14 protein-coding genes are annotated in these 19,652 nt (G+C 59.0%); 7 read left to right on the top strand and 7 right to left on the bottom strand.

Features of this window, described 5'->3' with window-relative positions; all coding sequences use genetic code 11:
• Positions 1–126: 126 nt before the first annotated feature.
• Positions 127–963 (bottom strand): ABC transporter ATP-binding protein, encoded by an 837-nt coding sequence (locus M9Q49_RS34900; protein WP_254513971.1) that lies wholly within the window; start codon positions 961–963, stop codon positions 127–129.
• On the bottom strand, positions 963–1,841 hold the full coding sequence (locus M9Q49_RS34905) for an MlaE family ABC transporter permease (RefSeq protein ID WP_390845644.1): 879 nt from the start codon (positions 1,839–1,841) through the stop codon (positions 963–965). The genes M9Q49_RS34900 and M9Q49_RS34905 overlap by 1 nt, the downstream gene beginning before the upstream one ends.
• A 168-nt stretch (positions 1,842–2,009) precedes the next feature.
• Between M9Q49_RS34905 and M9Q49_RS34910 the strand changes: the two genes are divergently transcribed.
• From M9Q49_RS34910 to M9Q49_RS34925, 4 genes are all read left to right on the top strand, one after another.
• A complete protein-coding gene (locus M9Q49_RS34910) occupies positions 2,010–3,167 on the top strand; it encodes a GspE/PulE family protein (RefSeq protein WP_254513972.1) in 1,158 nt (385 codons plus the stop codon).
• Between the two features lie 276 nt (positions 3,168–3,443).
• On the top strand, positions 3,444–4,505 hold the full coding sequence (locus tag M9Q49_RS34915; RefSeq protein WP_254513973.1) for a LysR family transcriptional regulator: 1,062 nt from the start codon (positions 3,444–3,446) through the stop codon (positions 4,503–4,505).
• Positions 4,506–4,573: 68 nt separating this feature from the next.
• Positions 4,574–9,178, top strand: a complete 4,605-nt coding sequence (gltB, locus tag M9Q49_RS34920; protein WP_254513974.1) for a glutamate synthase large subunit — start codon at positions 4,574–4,576, stop codon at positions 9,176–9,178.
• Between the two features lie 62 nt (positions 9,179–9,240).
• Positions 9,241–10,746 (top strand): glutamate synthase subunit beta, encoded by a 1,506-nt coding sequence (locus tag M9Q49_RS34925; protein WP_254513975.1) that lies wholly within the window; start codon positions 9,241–9,243, stop codon positions 10,744–10,746.
• Between the two features lie 19 nt (positions 10,747–10,765).
• On the opposite strand, the gene M9Q49_RS34930 is transcribed toward M9Q49_RS34925, so the two are convergent.
• From M9Q49_RS34930 to M9Q49_RS34950, 5 genes are all read right to left on the bottom strand, one after another.
• Positions 10,766–11,287: a hypothetical protein gene (locus tag M9Q49_RS34930; protein WP_254513976.1), complete on the bottom strand. Its 522-nt coding sequence runs from the start codon at positions 11,285–11,287 to the stop codon at positions 10,766–10,768.
• 210 nt (positions 11,288–11,497) lie between these two features.
• On the bottom strand, positions 11,498–11,911 hold the full coding sequence (locus tag M9Q49_RS34935; RefSeq protein WP_254513978.1) for an ester cyclase: 414 nt from the start codon (positions 11,909–11,911) through the stop codon (positions 11,498–11,500).
• Between the two features lie 105 nt (positions 11,912–12,016).
• Positions 12,017–12,382 (bottom strand): helix-turn-helix domain-containing protein, encoded by a 366-nt coding sequence (locus M9Q49_RS34940; RefSeq protein WP_254513980.1) that lies wholly within the window; start codon positions 12,380–12,382, stop codon positions 12,017–12,019.
• 3 nt (positions 12,383–12,385) lie between these two features.
• Positions 12,386–12,676: a DUF4258 domain-containing protein gene (locus M9Q49_RS34945; RefSeq protein WP_254513981.1), complete on the bottom strand. Its 291-nt coding sequence runs from the start codon at positions 12,674–12,676 to the stop codon at positions 12,386–12,388.
• Between the two features lie 109 nt (positions 12,677–12,785).
• Positions 12,786–14,999, bottom strand: coding sequence for an alpha/beta fold hydrolase (locus M9Q49_RS34950; protein ID WP_254513982.1), 2,214 nt, complete (start codon positions 14,997–14,999; stop codon positions 12,786–12,788).
• Positions 15,000–15,775: 776 nt separating this feature from the next.
• Between M9Q49_RS34950 and M9Q49_RS34955 the strand changes: the two genes are divergently transcribed.
• From M9Q49_RS34955 to M9Q49_RS34965, 3 genes are all read left to right on the top strand, one after another.
• Positions 15,776–16,015 (top strand): acyl carrier protein, encoded by a 240-nt coding sequence (locus tag M9Q49_RS34955; RefSeq protein ID WP_254513983.1) that lies wholly within the window; start codon positions 15,776–15,778, stop codon positions 16,013–16,015.
• Between the two features lie 165 nt (positions 16,016–16,180).
• Positions 16,181–17,431 (top strand): beta-ketoacyl-ACP synthase II, encoded by a 1,251-nt coding sequence (gene fabF, locus M9Q49_RS34960; protein WP_254513984.1) that lies wholly within the window; start codon positions 16,181–16,183, stop codon positions 17,429–17,431.
• Between the two features lie 599 nt (positions 17,432–18,030).
• Complete coding sequence (locus tag M9Q49_RS34965; protein WP_254513985.1) at positions 18,031–19,092, top strand: BON domain-containing protein; 1,062 nt, start codon at positions 18,031–18,033, stop codon at positions 19,090–19,092.
• The last annotated feature ends 560 nt before the right edge of the window (positions 19,093–19,652 follow it).

Consider the following 19,652-nt stretch of genomic DNA (forward strand, 5'->3'; position numbering starts at 1 on the left):
AGGCAGGGCTGAAGGGATTAGAGGTTAGAGACTAGGGGAAAATGCGGGACGAAGAGTGCAGAATGAAAGACAACTCAGCCATGTTTCATTCTGCATTCTGCATTCTGCGTTCTACATTCTGCATTTCTAAAGGTCTTCATTCGCCACTCCGCGGGCTTCGCGGAGTTCCATTAGTCGTTGTCCGGCTTCGCCGCGGACGAATTGGCGGACGCGGCGATCGGGGAAATTTTCGAGTTCGCTCGGCGGGCCGTCGAAAATGATTTGCGATTCGCCGGCGCCGAGGCGGGCCAGCGGATAAAGCATGATCACGCGATCGGCAACCTTGCGAGCGGTACGCATGTCGTGCGTCACGACCAGGCTCGTTACCTGGTGTTGCCGCCGCGTGCGCATCATCAATTCATTGATGACGTCGCTCATGATTGGATCGAGCCCGGTTGTCGGCTCGTCGTAGAGCATCATCTCGGGATTCAAAATCAGAGCGCGGGCCATGCCGACGCGCTTCCGCATACCACCCGAGAGCTCGGCCGGTTTTTTCACCACCACCGAGTCGGGCAAACCGACTTCGGCGAGGCGATCGAGTACCACTCGTTTGAGTTCGAGCTCCGGCAGCTTGCGATGTTGTCGTAGCGGAAAGGCCACGTTCTGGCCGATCGTCATGCTGTCGAAGAGCGCTGCGTTTTGAAACAAATAACCGAAGCGGATTCGCTGCTCGACCAGATCACGATCGTTGAGCTTCGACAAGTTCTTGCCATCAAACAGCACTTCGCCTTGCGCGGGCTTCACGAGTCCGAGTAGCGTCTTGAGCATCACTGTCTTGCCGCAGCCGCTTTCACCGATGATCGCCAGGGTTTGCCCCTTCGGCACGGTGAAGTCGAGATTGCGCAGCACCGTCTGGGATCCGAACTGCACGTGCAGCTTGCGGATCTCGAGAACGTTCGGCAAGTTCGACGCGGGCATGGCCATTAGAACAAGCTCTCCGCTTCGGGGTACATGCGGTAATAAACCGAATACAAAGCCTGGCCGAGAACCAGGTCGATGATCAGGATCATCACGAACGACAACACGAACGACGCCGTCGCGGCTCGACCGACGCCTTCAGCGCCAGGTGTGCAGTTGAAGCCGCGATGGCAACTGATGATTGCAATCGCCGCGCCGAAGAAGAAACTCTTCAGCACGCCCGAGAAGAGATCGAACGTATTCACAAAGCGTTCGCTGTGATACCAGAAGTAATGCTTGTCGACATCGAGCACGACCACCGCATGAAAGTAACCGCCGACCACGCCCATGTAATCGGCCATGATCGTGAGTGTGGGAATCAGGAAGATGCAGGCAAGAAATCGCGGCACCACCAGATAATGAATCGGATCGGCCCCCATCCCTTCGAGCGCGTCGATCTGCTCGGTAACGCGCATCGTGCCGAGCTCGGCCGACATGGCGCAACCAACGCGACCAGCGAGCATCGTCGCGGCGAGCACCGGACCGAGTTCGCGGAGCAGCGTCTTGTTGATCACCGCGCCGAGATACGACTCGAGGTTGAGGTCTTTAAACAGGAAGTAGCTCTGCATCGACAGAACCATGCCGATGAACGTGCCGGTGAGGGCGATCACGGGGAGGCTAAGCACGCCCACCTGATAAAACGTCGGCAGCAGCGTTTCCCACTTCGGCGCTCGCATGAACAGCCAAGCCAATGTGCGGAAGGCAAAGATCGTGATGTCGCCGATCGTGCTCACGCCATCGACCACCACGCCGCCCCAATCGGCAAGTGCATCGCCCATGGCCGTCGACCAACCACCGTTGGAAGCTGGCTGCGGGGATTGCGGAAGTGAGGAATCGGTGGACATGATGTTTCTGAAAATGAGCTCGTAGGGTGGGTCGAGCGGTACTTCGCGCGGCCCACCAACTAAAATGCGCAGTGCCTCGCATGCGATTTTCGACCGTTGGCTGGCGAGAGTTGAGAAGATTTGCCGGTTGCGCAGAATTTATCGACAAACCTACCGAAAGCTGCTGTCATGCCAGCATCGATTGCGACGGAACTGCAGCAACTCAATCCGCGCGAGGTGAACTACGCCACGCGGTTTGTCGAACTGTTACTCGCCGCGGCCCACGACGTAAAGGCCAGCGATGTTCACTTGCAGCCGACGGCCACCGGCCTCGAAATCCGCTGGCGGCTCGATGGCGTGTTGCAAGGCGTCGGCGAGTTTCCTCGCGGTGAAGCAACCGATGTGGCAGCGCGGTTGAAAGTGCTAGCACGGCTGCTGACGTATCGAACCGATATTCCGCAGGAAGGCCGGATTCCCGCCGAGAGCGCCGGCACGGAGATGCGCGTCAGCACCTTTCCTTCGCTGCACGGCGAACGCGTTGTGATTCGTTTGTTTGTCGCGCCGCAGGAATTGTTACAGCTAGCAGATCTGGGACTGCCAGATGAAGTTGCCGGCGCACTTGAGAAGGCGCTCGCACGCACGAGCGGTGCACTATTAATTACAGGCCCAGCCGGCGGTGGGAAGACGACGACTGCTTACGCCTGTTTGCGGCATGTAGTGCGATCGACCAAAGGCGCGCGGAGTATTGTTTCGCTCGAAGATCCCATCGAGGTCGCCATCGCCGGTGTCTCGCAGTCGCAGGTGAATCCAGCGGCGGGCTTTGATCTGGCCGGCGGGTTACGTTCGTTGTTGCGACAAGATCCGGAGGTCGTGTTGCTCGGCGAGATTCGCGATCAACCGACCGCGGCGGCTGTTTTTCAAGCGGCGCTGACAGGGCAATTGGTGATCTCGACATTTCATGCTGGCAGCGCCTGCGAAGCGATTTCGCGACTCGCCGAGATGGGCATCGAGCCGTATCTACTGCGCAGCGGCCTGGCTTTGTTGCTGCAGCAACGGCTGTTACGTCGTTTGTGCTCATGTGCCGCCGGCCAAAGTGAACCGCGCGGTTGCAGCGACTGTCTGCAGAGTGGTTATCGCGGCCGGATCGCCACGGCGGAACTGTTGCCACCGCTGTCTAACGAAATCGCCACGGCAGTTCTCCGGCATGCCGATGCAGCGGAGCTGCAAACGATTGTAGAGGCTGCGGGAATGGTGCCGCTGCGGAAGCGAGCGGCCGATCTGCTAGCTGCCGGCCTCACTTCTCGGGCCGAAGTACACCGGGTTCTGGGCTTTCGCTTGGCTGAGTAAAAGCTGGTCCGAGCCGTGTCAGTGGTGGCTTATCCACCGTTGTTCTATGTGCCGACTAAAGTCTCAAGGGAGCTCGTTGCAACGCTATCACCACAATCACAAAAGCAGTTTCCCTAATAGTACCACGCGCAAATTTCCGAAATGGTAATTGACGCCGAACCTTTGTCGGAATACTCTGTCATATCCTTAGCTGATACATCGTGGCCTCATTATCGCCCCGACTGATTCGGCCGGGCTGATTCCTGTTCGACTCCGATTCTCCTCTCCCTCCCGCTCATGCAACTCAAATCGCTGAAATTGTTCTGCGATATTGTCGGCCGGCGCAGCTTTTCTCGCGCCGCGGCCGAGAACGGCATTAGCCAGTCTGGCGCCAGTCAGGTGGTGAATACGCTGGAGGAAGAACTGGGCGTTAAGCTGCTCGACCGCACCCGCCGGCCGTTCGTCTTAACTCCTGAAGGCGAAATCTATTACGATGGCTGCCGCAAGATGGTGCAGCAGTATTTCGCCCTCGAAGAACAAGTCAAAACCTTGTCGGCCGAAGTCGCCGGTCGGGTGAGCGTGGCCTCGATCTATTCGATCGGCTTGTCGCACATGAACCGCTTTGTGCAGAGCTTTTTGAAGCTCCACCCCAAGGCCAACGTTCGGGTGCAGTATCAGCATCCTGACCGGGTATATGAATTGGTCGAAACCGACCTCGTTGACTTCGGCCTCGTGAGCTTTCCCAAGTCGACCCGCGCCATCAAAGCCACCCTTTGGCGGGAAGAGCCGATGGTGCTGGTCTGTGCCCCCGATCACCCGCTGGCCGCCAAAGAAAAGGTCTCGCTGGCCGATTTGCAAAATGTCGAGATGGTTGGGTTTGATTCGGAACTCGAGATTCGGGCCGATATCGACCGAGCTTTTACGGCTGCCGGTGTCGAACCGCACGTGGCGATGGAGTTCGACAATACCGAGACCATCAAGCGGGCGGTGGAGATCAACGCCGGTGTGAGCTTGCTCCCCGAACCGACCGTTGATCGCGAAATTACCTTCGGCACGCTGGTAGCGCGACCGCTGACGGGAACCGACTTGAAACGCCCGATCGGCATTATTCAGCGCCGCGGCAAGGAACTGGGGCAAACGGCCCAGCGGTTCATGCGGCTGCTACTCAATAATCCGGCGAGCATCGTGCTCGCGGCTGACTCGCTGGAAATTACCGGCGCGGACCTCGAAGGGATCGATCTCGACGCTGCCGATGGAGTTGGCGACGCAACGGAAGACACGGACGTCACGGCTGATGATTTGTCGGCACGCGACGAGGCTGCCTCGCTGGCAGTCACGGCGCGACCGAAAGTTTCGTAATTCGGTGCCGCGACGAAGTAACCAAAATTCATCGTCGCGACGCTCCTCTGCGGATTGCAGGTGTGGTGATGACGACTGAGTTTGTTGGAATTGAGTTTGAGAACGGCCTGCCGAAGAAGCAAGGTTTGTACGACCCGGCGTTCGAGAAGGACAGCTGCGGCGTGGGCTTCATCGCGCATCTCAAGGGCGAGCGGAGCCATGCCATCGTCCGCGACGCGCTCGAAGCGCTGAAGAACATGGATCACCGCGGCGCCTGCGGCTGCGAACCGAACACCGGCGACGGCGCGGGCATTCTCACGGCGATTCCCGACGAGTTCATGCGCGCCGAATCGCAAAAGCTCTTCATGGCCACGCTGCCCGAAATGGGACAGTACGCCATCGCGATGGTCTTCCTGCCGAAGGATCCAACCGAACGCGATATCTGCAAGCGGACGCTGGAGAAGTACGTCAAGCGACAGGGCCAGAACGTCGTTGGTTGGCGCGTCGTGCCGACAAATCCCACGCTGGCCGACGTCGGTCCGACCGCGATGAAGGGTGAGCCCGCCATCGAACAGCTGTTCGTCACGGCTGCTCCCGATTGCGATCGCACCACATTCTGCCGGCAGTTGTACTTGATCCGCAAACAAGCTTTCCATGCGCTCCGCAAGGAAACGCTCACGCAACGGCATATGTATTACGTGACGAGCTTTTCGTCGCGAATTCTCATCTACAAGGGTCAGCTCACCGCGCCGCAAGTGCCGCTGTATTACCCCGACTTGCTCAACCCCGAATACACCAGCCACCTGGCCATGGTCCACTCGCGGTTCAGCACCAACACGTTCCCCTCGTGGGAGCGCGCTCAGCCGATGCGGTTTATGTCGCACAACGGCGAAATCAACACGCTCCGCGGCAATGTGAACTGGATGGCTGCTCGCCAGGGGCAGCTCGAGAGCGAACTCTTCGGCGAAGACCTGAAGAAGCTGCTGCCGATCACCGATCTGTCGACGAGCGACTCAGGTATTTTTGACAACGTGCTCGAACTGCTGCTGATGGCCGGCCGCAGCTTGCCCGAAGCCGTCATGATGATGATTCCGGAAGCGTGGCAAAACCACGATACGATGCCGGAAAACAAGCGGGCCTTCTACGAATACCACAGCTGTTTGATGGAACCGTGGGATGGCCCCGCCTCGGTGGTCTTCACCGACGGTCGCTACATCGGCGCGACGCTCGACCGCAACGGTCTCCGCCCGAGTCGTTATTACTACACGACTGACGATCGCGTGATCATGGCCAGCGAAGTGGGCGTGATTCCCGTCGATCCCAAGCTCGTCAAGGAAAAGGGCCGCTTGCAACCGGGCCGCATGTTCCTTGTCGACTTCGAACAAGGTCGCATTATTCCCGACGATGAGTTGAAGAACTCCATCGCCAGCGAACGGCCTTACGCCGAATGGCTCCGTAATCAGCGGATCGAGCTTAAGGAACTGCCGAAGAGCGAGAACGCTCACGGTTTTGATCCAGAGACGCTCGAGAAGCGGATGCAATCGTTCGGATATTCGGTCGAGACGATGCAGTTCATGCTTCTGCCGCTCGTCGCCGAAAAGCGCGATCCCCTCGGCTCGATGGGGAACGATGCCGCGCTGGCGGTCCTCAGCGATCAGCCTCGCATTATCTACGACTATTTCAAGCAGCTCTTTGCCCAGGTCACCAATCCGCCGATCGATTCGATCCGCGAAGAAGTGATCATGTCGCTCGAGTGCTACGTCGGCCCTGAAAAGAATCTGCTCGCCACGAAAGAAGAGCAGTGTCATCGCCTGATGCTGCCGCATCCGATTCTCACCAATGAAGAACTCGCGGCGATCAAGCACCTCGATCATCGCGGCTGGAAGACGAAGACGATCGACATCACTTGGGATCGCCAGGACGGCACGGCGGGTTTGCAGCCGGCGCTCGATCGCATTTGTGTCGAAGCCGAACAAGCGATTACCGACGGCTATTCGCTGGTCGTGCTTTCCGATCGTGCTGCCGGGCCCGAACGCGTGCCGCTGAGCTCGCTGCTCGCTTGCGGCGCGGTGCATCATCACTTGATTCGCGCTCAGAAGCGGACGCAGATCGGTCTGATCATCGAAACGGGCGAGGCTCGCGAAGTGCATCACCACTGCCTGCTCGTCGGCTACGGCGCCGACGGCATCAATCCTTACCTCGCCTTCGAAGCGCTCTGGAGCGCTCAGCGCGATGGCTTGCTGCCGGCTGAATACACCGATGAAAAGATCGTCGGCTTTTATCAGAAGTCGGTCGCCAAGGGCATGCTCAAGGTCATGTCGAAGATGGGCATCTCGACGCTGCAGTCGTACAAAGGCGCGCAGATTTTCGAAGCCGTGGGTCTCGATAGCGAAATCATCGATCGCTGCTTGGCCGGCACGGCCAGTCGTATCAAGGGCGTGGGCTTTGAAGTCCTCGCGCAAGAAGCGATTCGTCGTCACGAGATTGGTTATCCCAGCCGCGATCAGCAACGGCTGCCGGTGCTGCCGAACTTCGGCGAATACCACTGGCGGGCCGATGGCGAACGCCACATGTGGGATCCGCAATCGATTGCCGATCTGCAGGCTGCTGCTCGCGAAAACAGCTCGGACGCTTATTGGAAGTTCAGCAAGCACACCAACGAAGATGCAACTCGCAAGAGTGCGCTGCGTGGTTTGCTGAAATTCAAGGAAGCTACCAGTAAGGCGATTCCGATCACGCAGGTCGAACCTGCCGCGAAGATCGTCAAGCGGTTCTGCACTGGTGCGATGAGCTTTGGCAGCATCAGTGCCGAGTCGCACGAGTCCCTCGCCATCGCCATGAACCGCATCGGCGGTAAGAGCAACACCGGCGAAGGTGGCGAAGACCCGGAACGCTTCCTGCCGATGGCCAATGGCGATTCAAAGCGTTCGGCGATCAAGCAAGTTGCCTCGGGCCGCTTCGGCGTGACGATCAACTATTTGACGAATGCTGACGAATTGCAGATCAAGATGGCCCAAGGCGCGAAGCCGGGCGAAGGTGGTGAATTGCCGGGGCACAAGGTCGATGAAAACATCGCCCGCATCCGCTATTCGACGCCGGGTGTCGGTCTCATCAGCCCGCCGCCGCACCACGACATCTATTCGATCGAAGATCTGTCACAGTTGATCTACGACCTGAAGAACTCGAACCCCGCCGCTCGCATCAGCGTGAAACTGGTGAGCGAAGTGGGCGTCGGTACGATTGCTTCGGGCGTAGCGAAAGCGCACGCCGATCACATCCTGATTGCTGGCGATACGGGTGGCACAGGTGCTTCGCCGCTCACGAGCATCAAGCATGCCGGTCTGCCGTGGGAACTCGGCATTGCCGAAACGCACCAAACGCTGGTGATGAACGACCTGCGCAGTCGCGTGGTGCTGCAAACCGACGGTCAGATCAAGACAGGCCGCGATGTGGTCATCGCGGCGATGCTTGGCGCCGAGGAAATTGGTTTCTCGACCGCGCCCCTCGTCACGCTCGGTTGCATCATGATGCGGAAGTGTCATCTCAATACTTGCCCGGTCGGCATTGCGACGCAGGATCCCGTCCTGCGGCAGAAGTTCACCGGTAAGCCAGAGCACGTGATCAATTACTTGTTCATGGTCGCCGAGGAAGCTCGCCAGATCATGGCGTCGCTGGGCATTCGCACGTTCAACGAACTGATCGGCCGAGTCGATCTGCTCGAAATCGACGCCGCGATCTCGCACTGGAAGGCGAAGGGGATCGACCTCACGCCGCTCCTCACGCCCGCGCCCAAGCCGCATCCCGATGTGGAAGTTTATTGCACGCGGAAGCAGGATCATCAACTCGATCTGTCGCTCGACAACGAACTGATCCGCAAAGCCCGCCGCGCCATCGACCGCCGCGAGAAGATCAAGTTCGAAACCAAGGTCATCAACACCAACCGCACGGTCGGCACCACGCTCAGCCATGAGATTGCCAAACGCTGGGGCGATGACCTGTTGCCCGATGCCACGATTCACGTGAAGTTCACCGGCTCGGCTGGTCAAAGCTTCGGCGCGTTTCTGGCCAAGGGTGTGTTCCTCGAACTCGAAGGCGACGCCAACGATTACGTCGGCAAGGGTCTCAGCGGCGGACGCATCGCCGTCTATCCGCCGAAGAACAGTTCGTTCGCACCCGAGCAGAATATTGTCGCGGGCAACGTGCTGCTGTATGGCGCCACGAGTGGCCAGGCTTTCTTCCGCGGTCGCGCTGCCGAACGCTTCGGCGTGCGGAACAGCGGCGCTCAAGCGGTCATCGAAGGCTGTGGCGATCACGGTTGCGAATACATGACGGGTGGTCGTGTGGTAATCCTCGGTCCTACCGGCCGCAACTTTGCAGCCGGCATGAGCGGCGGCATTGCTTACATCTGGAATCCCGCCGGCAAACTTGATTTCAGCACTCGCTGCAACATGGGCATCGTCGAACTCGAATCGGTGGAAACGCCGGAAGATCTCGCCGAGCTGCTGAACCTGCTGGAGCTGCACTTCAAGTACACCGGCTCGACGGTCGCCGAGAAGATTCTCGCGTCCTGGCCGGAAAGCACCGCGCAGTTCGTCAAGGTGATGCCGACCGATTACAAGCGCGTGCTGCGGGAACGGGCCCGCCACGATGAAGAAGCCGAAGCAGGCGTCCATGGTGTCGCCGGCGGCCGCTAGTTCGTTCATTCACGCACACGCAAAGTTCCTTTTGATAACGGCTCCTGCCGACAGTTTTGATCATGGGTAAGCCAACTGGTTTTAAAGAGTATCCTCGCAAAGCCGTCCCGTATCGCGATCCGATGGGACGGCTCGCGGACTACGGCGAGATCTTCACGCAGCCGCCAGAAGATCACCTGAAGACGCAAGGCGCCCGCTGCATGGATTGCGGCGTGCCGTTCTGCCAGAGCGACAATGGTTGTCCGATCGACAATCTCATTCCCGAGTGGAATGACTTGGTCTATCGCGGCCGCTGGCGCGAAGCGCTTGATCGCCTGCACAAGACCAACAACTTTCCGGAGTTCACGGGGCGCGCTTGTCCCGCTCCGTGCGAAGGAGCGTGCGTCCTCGGCATCACCGATCCGGCCGTCACGATCAAGAACATCGAAAACGCGATCATCGATCGCGGCTTTGCCGAAGGTTGGGTGAAGCCCGAACCACCGCCGAGCCGCACCGGCAAGAAGGTCGCCGTGATTGGCAGTGGTCCGGCAGGGCTTGCCGCGGCGGCTCAGCTGAACAAAGCGGGCCATCTGGTCACCGTGTATGAGCGAGCCGATCGCATCGGCGGTTTGCTGATGTACGGCATTCCGAACATGAAGCTCGACAAGGGCGTGGTCGAACGCCGCGTGCAGTTGCTGCGCGACGAGGGAATCACCTTCCTCACCAATCAAGACGTCGGCAACAAGGATTCAGAAAACTTCGTCGATCCCAAGCAACTTGTTGCCGACTTCGACGCGGTGTGCCTCGCGACCGGCGCGACGAAGCCCAACGATCTGCCGATCAACGGCCGTGGTCTCGACGGCATTTACTTCGCGATGGAGTTCCTCAAAGCGAACACGAAGAGCTTGCTCGACAGCAAGCTCGAAGACGGCCAATACATTTCGGCGAAAGGCAAACGTGTCATCGTCATCGGTGGTGGCGATACTGGCACCGACTGCATCGGCACGAGCATGCGTCACGGCTGCGCGAGCCTGGTGAATTTCGAACTCCTGCCGCAGCCGCCGCAAGAACGCGCCGCCGACAATCCCTGGCCGCAATGGCCGCGGATTTATCGCACTGACTACGGCCATCAAGAAGTCGCCGCCAAGTTCGGCGCCGACCCGCGCACCTACTGCGTGATGAGCAAGGAATTCGTCGGCGACGAAAACGGCCGCGTGGCTGGCATTCGCACCGTGCAAGTCGAATGGAACAAAATCGACGGCCAGTGGAAGCTGAAAGAACTCGTCGGCACCGATAAGTTCTGGGAAGCCGACCTCGTGCTGCTCGCGATGGGTTTCAAAGGCCCCGAGCAATACGCCACGGAAATGCTCGGCCTCGAGTACGATCCGCGCAGCAACTACAAAGCGGCCCACGGCCGGTTCACGACAAGCGTGCCAAAGGTCTTCGCCGCCGGCGACTGCCGCCGCGGCCAATCGCTAGTCGTTTGGGCCATCAACGAAGGCCGTGGTGCTGCTCGCGCGATCGATGAGTTTTTGATGGGCAACAGCAGCCTGCCAGCGCCGGGGTTGTCGCTGGGGTTGGCGAAGTAAGTCGTCATCGTCGGCAGGATTAGCCGACGATTGGCAGACTGCCAAAGCTGGTGACTTTCACCTGCGGCAATTCTTTCAGCAGCAGGGCTTCGGCTTGACCATAAGTCGAACCCATGATGCACGACGGGGAGTGCAGTAGAACTTCGCGAAGATTTCGCAACCGTTTCAAATGCGGCAGGGCCGCTTTGATTTCGTTGACATCGTTGGTGACGATGCTGACGGCGGTAACCGATTGAAAGTAATCGTCACCCAGTACTTGCCGTAAGATCTTTGGTGCATCGGGCTCGGTTGGCGTGCGTTTCCGAAACAATGATGCGAACGGGCCTTTGCTGTGGGCGAGTTCCATTGTCGGCAGCGCCGCATGCTCATGATCGTAATGGCTGTCGATCATCATGGACCGCAGCGCAATGACGGCTCGCCGTTCCTGCTGCTGCCAATGGAGGTAATATGCCGCACCGAAACAGGCCAGGGTCATGGCGATCAGCAATGTACGAAAAGAAAAGCTCAAGTACGAACGGCGAGGAGCACTGAGCGTTGTCATGGCAGTTGGTTCCGGTGATTGGTTTCACCTAAACTACTGCTCGAGAAGATCGGACGCAAATTCCTCGGCGGCGAGCTAACAAGACTTCGAGTACACTCGCTGCTCGACCCCTCACCCCAGCCCTCTCCCCGCAGCGGGGCGAGGGAGTTCAAGCGGCTTCGCCGCTGCCTCGTTGTTCTTCTCCCGCCTCTCATCCCTCGTCTCCCTTCCTCACTCCTGCGGCAGCGAAAGTCCGCGAACCACTTCCGGAATATTCGAACTCTGCCAGCCGACGCCGAATTTGCCGTCGCGGATTTGCACCCAGGTTAAGCCGCGAAACTGCACGTCGCGGCCCGTGCTGGCGAAGCCGAGGCCAGCGCCGGCGTGTTTGGCCGCTGCCGTCCAGCGGACCACCACGTGATCGCCCTGGCCGATCGCATCTTCGACTTGAATGACGATTTCAGGAAACGCCGCGAGAAACGGCTCGTACATCTGCTGGCGAAATTCGTCCGCGCCCCGAATCACACCGTTGTCGGTGTAGCACAAGCTGTCGGGAGTCACCAATTCGTCGATCGTCTCCGCCCGCCGTTGGTTCCAAACTTCTTCAAACCACCGGCGAGCAATCGCAATGTTTTCGGCAGACATGAGAACTCCTCTCGGATAAAGCAGTTCGCGGCTGGCACCTGCGAGAATGTAAACCCGGAAGTGTGCTCAAGCAACAATTTGCAGAGAGAGGCGACTCCGCAGAAGTTACTTCGCTCCCTTCACTACGATCTGCAGTTCCGCACCGAGTGCGCGGGCGATGGCGGAGAGCGTGGAATACGTGGGGTTAGAGTTTTGCCCATTCTCCAATCGGCTCAGGGCGGCTTTGTCGATGCCCGAGCGTTTGGCGAGGTTGGCGAGCGAGAGCTTCTTATGTTGACGAATCTCTTTCAATTCAGAGATCGCCCGCATCAGAGCAAAATGCTCTCCCTGCGGCATCGCGTCGTATTCACCGGACGCCAGCAGGGTCTCCAGCGACGGTCGTTCGCTTTGGAATTTTTCGCGAACCGCAGTGAGGCGACGGACTTCTGCCGCAGGCTTCAACGGCTTTTTGGTAGCAGCTTTGCGGATCATCTTTCACCTTGCCTTCCGTTTGCGTGGCTCGGGCGCGTCGTACGCTGTAACAGGGTAGACGGTTAACGGATCGTCACCGACATGTTCCCAAACAACTGCGAGGTAGCGCCCCGCCGCGGTAAACCCGAAAGTCAGCTTATTGCCCGCTGGATTCCGATTGGATGCAAATTGGCTCGCAGGATCCAGCAGCACTTGTTCTACCTCTTCGACAGTGATGTCGTGTTCGGCGATGTGCTGAATGTTTCCCTGTGGGTCATCTTCGATATCCCAGATAATCTGAATGTCTCGATCCATTCCGCACCTGAATCATCGGCAGGGCACGACTCAAGAGTTGTAATATAATACAACGGAGGACGATTTTCTTCTACTTCAAATTCGCCCGAATTTGGTACGAAAAAGCGATCTACTTCAATTCCTTCTTCAACCAATCATAAACCTGCGCCCGAACGTCATCAGGAAAGTCGTGGGCACAGTCGGGATAGATGGCCGTGAGTTTGTCTTTCGCACCGTAGAGTTCGTACACACCGCCGGCGGCGGCGATGACTTTGCGAACGCCCGGATTGTCGAAGTTGGAATCGTGCAGCGGGGCCGCGACGAAGATCGGCCGCGGGGCGATGGCGGCGAGGACTTCGTGGAAGTCGAACGGCATCTTGTCCGGATTGTTTTCGTAGACGTCGCGAATCCGCGGCATGTAGCGGTCGCTGGTCCAACCGGCGAGCTTACCGCCGTAGTAATCGTGAAAGCCCGTGAAGCCGCAGCTCGTCACGACGCACTTAATGCGCGGCTCGAACACGGCGGTGAAGAGCGCGTTGTGGCCACCCAGTGAATGGCCGATCGCACCGACTTTTTCGGCGTCGACGTAGTCGAGCGTCTCGAGCAAGTCGAGCGCGCGGACGTTCGTCCAAATCGCCTTCATCGTGCCGCTGACGTAGAGCGGTTCTTTGCCGCCGGCGTCCTTCTGAGCAAAGTCGTACTCTTTGTAATCGCCGAAGCTGGGATAGTCGGGCACCAGGCAAACAAAGCCGAGCTTCGCGAGCTGATCGCCATAATGCCGCGTCTGTTCGCCGACAAGGCCGATCGTTTGCAGCTTGCCATCCTTGTTCGTCGGATGGAGGCAAAGCATGGCAGGATGCCGTTTGCCGGGGTTTGCTTTCACCGCTTTGGGAATGAGCAGATAAGCGGGCGTGCGATCGCCGCGCTCGCAGGCGTATGACAACAGCACGCGCGTGTATTCGGGCGTTTCCTCTTCGCTGATGATTTTTACATCGAGCGGCACACGGCGATCGGGCGTGGGGAGCTTGCCCATGGCGAGTTCCATGCCGCGGCGAATTTCTGCTTTGCGGGCCGCCCAGTCTGCCGCTATTTTGACGGGTTCGATTTTCGACTCCAGCTGTTTTTGAAGTGGCCGCTGGTGATAGCTCGGATCGAGCACCGTTGGCTGCGGATAAGGAGGCGTCAAGGGCGGACCTTCGACGGGTTTTCCCAATCGATTCTCCAGCAAGAAGAAACCATCGCGATCACCCATCACCAGATCAATGTCGCCGTCGCCATCGACATCGGCGGCCTTCGGATCGACTCCAAAACCAACTTCGCCGCCAGTATGAATCGCTGTGCGCTCCCAACTGCGGGTCTTCGGCAGGAATTTATAAGAGAAGATACCGAGCGTGTCGTATTCGCCGGGATCTTTCCCCTCGTGACCCATGTAGCGTTTGCCGGCGATGAGCTCGATCTTTTTATCCCCATCGAGATCGGCGAGCAGTAGCGAATGGAATTGCGAGTACTCGGTGTCGATCGTGTGGCGTTCCCAGTCGCGGTTGCCATCGTTTTTGGTTTGTTCGAGCCAATACAAACCGAACTGATGGCCGCGGCCCCAGATCAAATCGGCATCGCCGTCGCCGTCGACATCATGCACGAGAACGGGAATGCTCGCGTCGCGCGAGAGATTGAACTCGGCATGCCAGATCCAACGGCCGTTGCGTGGATCGGCGGGCGCTTCGAGCCAGCCGCCGGTGCCGATTAAATCGAGCCGCCGATCGCCGTTGATATCGCCCACGCCAATGCCATGGCTCGAAAGTTCCGCCAGCAGGTCGTGCTTGATGAACTTCCCTTTGTCGAACTCATACCAGCACGCGAAGCCGATTCCGTTCGGCACAATGTCGGGATCGCCGTCGCCATCGAGATCGGCGAGGCGGCCCGTCTCCATCGGCCCGGGCGTATCGATGAGCCGTTTTTCCCACGGCGTGTCGGGTTTGGTTTTGATGACTTCGCCCGGGTTCTCCAGCCAGAAGAGGCTCTTGCTGCGATAGTTCACACTGACGATGTCGGTCCAGCCATCGCCATTCACATCGAGCGGCAAGTTCGAATAGTCATCGAACCGCCCGCGGATCACCTCCACCTCGCGGAGAAAATGCTTCTTCCACGTGGGTGCTTCAAACCAAAACCCGCCGTTCACCAAGTCGAGCTTGCCGTCTTTGTTGACGTCGATCACCGCGCAGGCCGGATACTCGGCAGCGGCGTCGATGGCATGCAACTCCCACTGCGAATTGGTCTGGGCAAACAGCGGAGCAGTGCTGCTCAGCGCGCATAACAACAGCCAGCACACCAACGAGCGAGACATAACCCACCTGTGCCCGAAGAGAACATTGCCACCGGGTACTCCCGGCAAATCACTCGGCCGGTGAGTATCGCATTCCGATTAGAGCGTCGCCACTGTCGGCAGGTCACGGTGCGGATGGCAACTTACGGATTCATCCCGCCGTAATCCTGCGAGGCCTGCACCTGTCGATCGAAGTGGTCGCGTTTCTCTGCCGAACTCACGCCACCGCCGGAATAAGCCGAGTCGCCGAAGAGGGCAAACAGTGTCTCGCCAAAGAGGGAGCAGCCGGTGCAGGCCGGCAGCAGCAGGCACAGAATCAGGGCACAGAATCAGGGCACAGCGGCGCATGGCAAAAAAACTCCCCGAGCACGGGTGACGACGCGCACTTTGGCTTCTTTGGCTGGGCGAGGCGGAAAAGTACAAATTTTGGGGGAAGGTGTCCAGGGAGCTCACTCGGCGGACAAGCAGGACGGAATTGGTGCTCCATCGCCGCAAACTGCCGCGGGAAATCCATTTGGAAAACTGGGAGAAATAGGAAGATTTGCGACAGCCAGCGAATTCGCTGGTGCTATCCCAAGAACCGTTGCTATCCAGGCTTGACCCATCGCGCAAATCTCCTCTATCTTATGCTGTTTCAGATCGAGGGACGCGTTGTTGTTGCTGCGAGTACGCAGGTACCGCTGCGAGCACGCAGGTGTCCTTAGAGCTAAGTTTATTGCTCGCTTGTGGCCTGCTGGCGGTGTTGCCTGGCAGACCACTGGGCACCCCCACACCCTGGTGTATGGAGGACGGTGAAAGTGGCATCCGTCGCTGAACGCGTTACTGATATTGTCGCCGAACAATTGGGCGTCGACAAAGAAAAGATCTCGCCCGAAACCTCGTTCGTCAACGATCTGGGCGCTGACTCGCTCGATACGGTCGAACTGGTGATGGAGCTTGAAGAAGAATTCGACATCAACATTCCTGACGACGCTGCGGAGAAAATCCAAACCGTCGGCCAGGCGATCAAGTTCATTGAAGAAGCTCAAAAGAGCTAAGGGACGGGCTGCGAGGCGCCTGATTGGTTCGCCCTGGTGGGCGCTCGATCCTGCAGCCGTTCGAACGTATGATTGTGAAAGCCCAGTCCCGTCAGGAGCTGGGTTTTTGTGTTTGGATTCGTGGTGATTGTGGCAGACTGCGTACTTGCAGCAACAGGCTGGGTCATGAAGCGACGTGTAGTGATTACGGGGTTGGGAGTCGTTTCGTCGCTGGCCTGTCAGGTCAAGGACTTCTGGGCCAAGTTGCTCGCCGGCGAAAGTGGCGTGCACGATTTGCGCGTGTTCGACGTCGGGGCCTTTAAGGTCAAGTTCGGCGGCGACGTGCATGATTGGAATCCAGAAGCCACGCCCGAAGCCTTTCTCGATAAGAAAGAAATCAAGCGGCTCGACCGCTTCTCGCAGTTTGCGCAAGTGGCCTGCTATGAAGCCGTCAAGGATTCGGGCCTCGATTTCTCGAAGGAAGACGCCTGGCGGTGCGGCGCCATTCTCGGCAGCGGCATTGGCGGCCTGAACGAGATCGAAGAGCAGCTGGCCAAGATGATCGCCAAGGGGCCGGATCGGGTCAGCCCGTTCACGGTGCCGAAGATGATGCTGAATGCGGCCGGCGGCAACATTTCGATTCGCTACGGCCTGCGCGGCGTGAATTATTCGGTCGCCACGGCCTGTGCTAGCTCGAACAATGCCATCGGCGCGGCCTTCAAGACGATTCAATACAACGATGCCGACGTGGTGATCACGGGCGGCACCGAAGCAGCCATCACACCGATGAGCCTGGCTTCGTTCCAGAACATGAAAGCCCTTTCGAATCGCAACGAAGATCCCAAGCGGGCCAGCCGGCCGTTTGATATCGACCGCGATGGCTTCGTGCTGAGCGAAGGGGCCGGCCTGCTGATTATCGAAGAGCTCGAGCACGCCAAGGCACGCGGCGCACGGATTTATTGCGAATTGCTCGGTGTGGGTGCGAGCGCGGATGCGGGGCACATTACGGCTCCCGATGAAAACGGCACCGGCGCTGCCCGCGCGATGACCGAAGCACTTCGCGACGCTGGCATGAACCCCACCGATATCCAATATGTGAATGCCCACGGCACGAGCACGCCCCTGGGTGACAAAGCCGAGACGCAGGCCATCAAGCGGGTCTTTGGCGACCATGCCAAGAGCCTGAGCGTTTCCAGCACCAAGAGCCAGCTCGGCCACACGCTGGGTGCCAGCGGCGGTCTTGAACTGGTCGCCACGGTGAAGTCGATTTGCGACAGCGTGATCGCCCCGACGATCAATCTCGACAATCAAGATCCAGCTTGCGATCTCGATTACACCGCCAATCAGCCGCGCGAACGGCAGATCCAAGCTGCTATCAGCAACAGTTTCGGCTTCGGCGGCCACAATGCTTGCGTGGTCGTGGGCAAAGTCCGCTAACCGGATTGCGTTTACCGGATAGCACCGATTGCTTCAGCAATCGGTGCCGCGCAGCGGCCAGAGGCATTTCTATTCGCGGTTGAAGTTCAACCGCCGGTTGTCACTCTGTTGGATCCGCCCGTCGCAGCTTGCGCCGGTCGAAAGCAGTCGCTGGCGGCCTTCTCAGTTCCACCTCAGCGGCTCGGCAGGAGCCTCGCCCTCCCGAAATGCGTGCCAGCACGCGCCGACAACAGACAACCAGGCCGATCATCTTTCGCAGTCGTTAAAGTTTCTCGCTAGCACTGCCAAAACACCCGTTTTCGGCCCGAAAACGACCCTGTACCGACCGGCAAAATCGGAAAAAAGCTACCTTCCTGCACGACCGTTCGCCGAAGAGTATTTCGGGCACTCTTTGCATCGACCCAAGTTGCGCGAGTGTTTCGTTTCGCATTTGCCAAGAAAGCAAGGCGAAACTCGATTGATGCCTTACCCGAGACGTTCCGCTCGTCACTCCACGTGCCTAGCACCGCGTGACGACCACCGTGTGAGTATCACAAGGCGTGGAGAGAGCGAAACGCAAGGCAGCAACCAAAAGCGAATCATCCTCAGGAGGGGGAACCATGCGACGTACTGTGTTTCGTTATGCCTTGCTCGCGGGATTGCTGATCTCGCCAGCTGCGGCGATGGCTGACAAAGCCGAAGATACTCAAATTGGGACGACCATTGCCCAAAAGCTGAGCGCCGAAAAGGCGTCTGGCGGCTTGAAGAGCTTCAAGATCGAGCTCCAAGTCGAAGAAGGCACGGTCTGGATGTCGGGCTATGTAGCTTCGCCCGAACAGCAGACCCACGCTCTCGACCTGGCTCGCCGGGTGAAGGGGGTGAAGCAAGTGGTGAATGACATCACCATTTCGCCCGCTGGCTCCCAACCGGCTCAGCCGGCCACCGCCAGCAAGCCCAAGTCGGCCAAGCCGACTGAAGCCAAGTACGCCATGGAAGCCGGTCCGTCGCAAGCTCGCAACATGCGGGCGAGCATGAACCTGCCCGTCGAACCAGCTGCGGCCACCTCGCCCGCACCAGCCGATCCGCTGCCGACGATCGCCACTGCCACGGCCAAGCCCGTGCCGATGGTTTCGCCGATCCAGCAGTCGCCGGTCAGCTCGGTGCTGCAATCGCGGTCCGAAATCGGCAGCGGTGTTGCTCCTTCGCTGGCTCCCACGCTTCCTGGCGTGCAACAGGTTGCCACTCGGCCCACGCCGATCCAACCGATCATGCCGAACCCTGGCTACGGCTACGGCCCGACGCCAGCTCCGGCCCAAGCCTACGCTCGTCCGCAAGTCCCAATGGCTGCCGCTCCGGCTTACAGCTTCCGCCAAGGTGGCGAGTACGCTGGCGGTTACGGTGCTGAAGCCGGCGGACCAATGCCGATGCACACCGGCGGCGGCATGGGCATCGCCCCAGCCCGCTACGACCACCCGTCGATGCCGAACCACGCTTGGCCAAGCTACGCGGCTTACCCCAACTACGCCGCCGTGACCTACCCCAAGCAATACTCGCCTTCGGCCTGGCCGTACATCGGACCGTTCTATCCCTACCCGCAAGTCCCGCTGGGCTGGCGTAAGGTGACCATGGAATGGGACGACGGTTGGTGGATGCTCGATTTCAAGAATCGCCGCTACCGCTAATAGTCGGCTGCTAACAGCAATCTGACGAAACACAGAACCTCTGCGGACTCGGGCCGCGGAGGTTTTTTCGTTTCTTGGGGGGAGGGAGGCGGGAGGCGAGGTGCGGGAGGCGAGGTGCGGGAGGCGAGGTGCGGGAGGCGAGGTGCGGGAGGCGAGGTGCGGGAGGCGAGGGAAATCTGGATAGCAACGATTGCGTCCGCAATCGTTGTCGCGCAGCGACCCGGAGGCATTGCCCAAGACGCCACCCCGCAACCAACGGCCCATTTCATTCGCCACGCCACCCCCCATTTTGAGCGAACGCAATATAACAGGTGATGCGACTTCCGAAATTTCCCGTAGAAGCCATCAGCCCAACAACTTACGCTGAAAAACCACTGCAATATCGCGGTCCCAATATCGCACTTTATTCTACATTAATTGGGTGGCTCACAATCGCCGGGCTGCCCAACTCGCATCGCGACGCCACCTAATCTCCGGCAACCGATAGACACACCCGCACAGACAACTTGGGTCAGTCGTAATTTGGCAGAGTAACCGTTCACGCCAGTGACGCTGTCATC

The organism is Anatilimnocola floriformis, assembly GCF_024256385.1.
GTDB classification, from domain to species: domain Bacteria; phylum Planctomycetota; class Planctomycetia; order Pirellulales; family Pirellulaceae; genus Anatilimnocola; species Anatilimnocola floriformis.

Bases quoted from the DNA above. Each gene is read 5' to 3' on its own strand.
- M9Q49_RS34900 (WP_254513971.1), bottom strand. From the start codon at position 963: ATGGCCATGCCCGCGTCGAACTTGCCGAACGTTCTCGAGATCCGCAAG.
- M9Q49_RS34905 (WP_390845644.1), bottom strand. From the start codon at position 1,841: ATGTCCACCGATTCCTCACTTCCGCAATCCCCGCAGCCAGCTTCCAAC.
- M9Q49_RS34910 (WP_254513972.1), top strand. From the start codon at position 2,010: ATGCCAGCATCGATTGCGACGGAACTGCAGCAACTCAATCCGCGCGAG.
- M9Q49_RS34915 (WP_254513973.1), top strand. From the start codon at position 3,444: ATGCAACTCAAATCGCTGAAATTGTTCTGCGATATTGTCGGCCGGCGC.
- gltB (WP_254513974.1), top strand. From the start codon at position 4,574: ATGACGACTGAGTTTGTTGGAATTGAGTTTGAGAACGGCCTGCCGAAG.
- M9Q49_RS34925 (WP_254513975.1), top strand. From the start codon at position 9,241: ATGGGTAAGCCAACTGGTTTTAAAGAGTATCCTCGCAAAGCCGTCCCG.
- M9Q49_RS34930 (WP_254513976.1), bottom strand. From the start codon at position 11,287: ATGACAACGCTCAGTGCTCCTCGCCGTTCGTACTTGAGCTTTTCTTTT.
- M9Q49_RS34935 (WP_254513978.1), bottom strand. From the start codon at position 11,911: ATGTCTGCCGAAAACATTGCGATTGCTCGCCGGTGGTTTGAAGAAGTT.
- M9Q49_RS34940 (WP_254513980.1), bottom strand. From the start codon at position 12,382: ATGATCCGCAAAGCTGCTACCAAAAAGCCGTTGAAGCCTGCGGCAGAA.
- M9Q49_RS34945 (WP_254513981.1), bottom strand. From the start codon at position 12,676: ATGGATCGAGACATTCAGATTATCTGGGATATCGAAGATGACCCACAG.
- M9Q49_RS34950 (WP_254513982.1), bottom strand. From the start codon at position 14,999: ATGTCTCGCTCGTTGGTGTGCTGGCTGTTGTTATGCGCGCTGAGCAGC.
- fabF (WP_254513984.1), top strand. From the start codon at position 16,181: ATGAAGCGACGTGTAGTGATTACGGGGTTGGGAGTCGTTTCGTCGCTG.
- M9Q49_RS34965 (WP_254513985.1), top strand. From the start codon at position 18,031: ATGCGACGTACTGTGTTTCGTTATGCCTTGCTCGCGGGATTGCTGATC.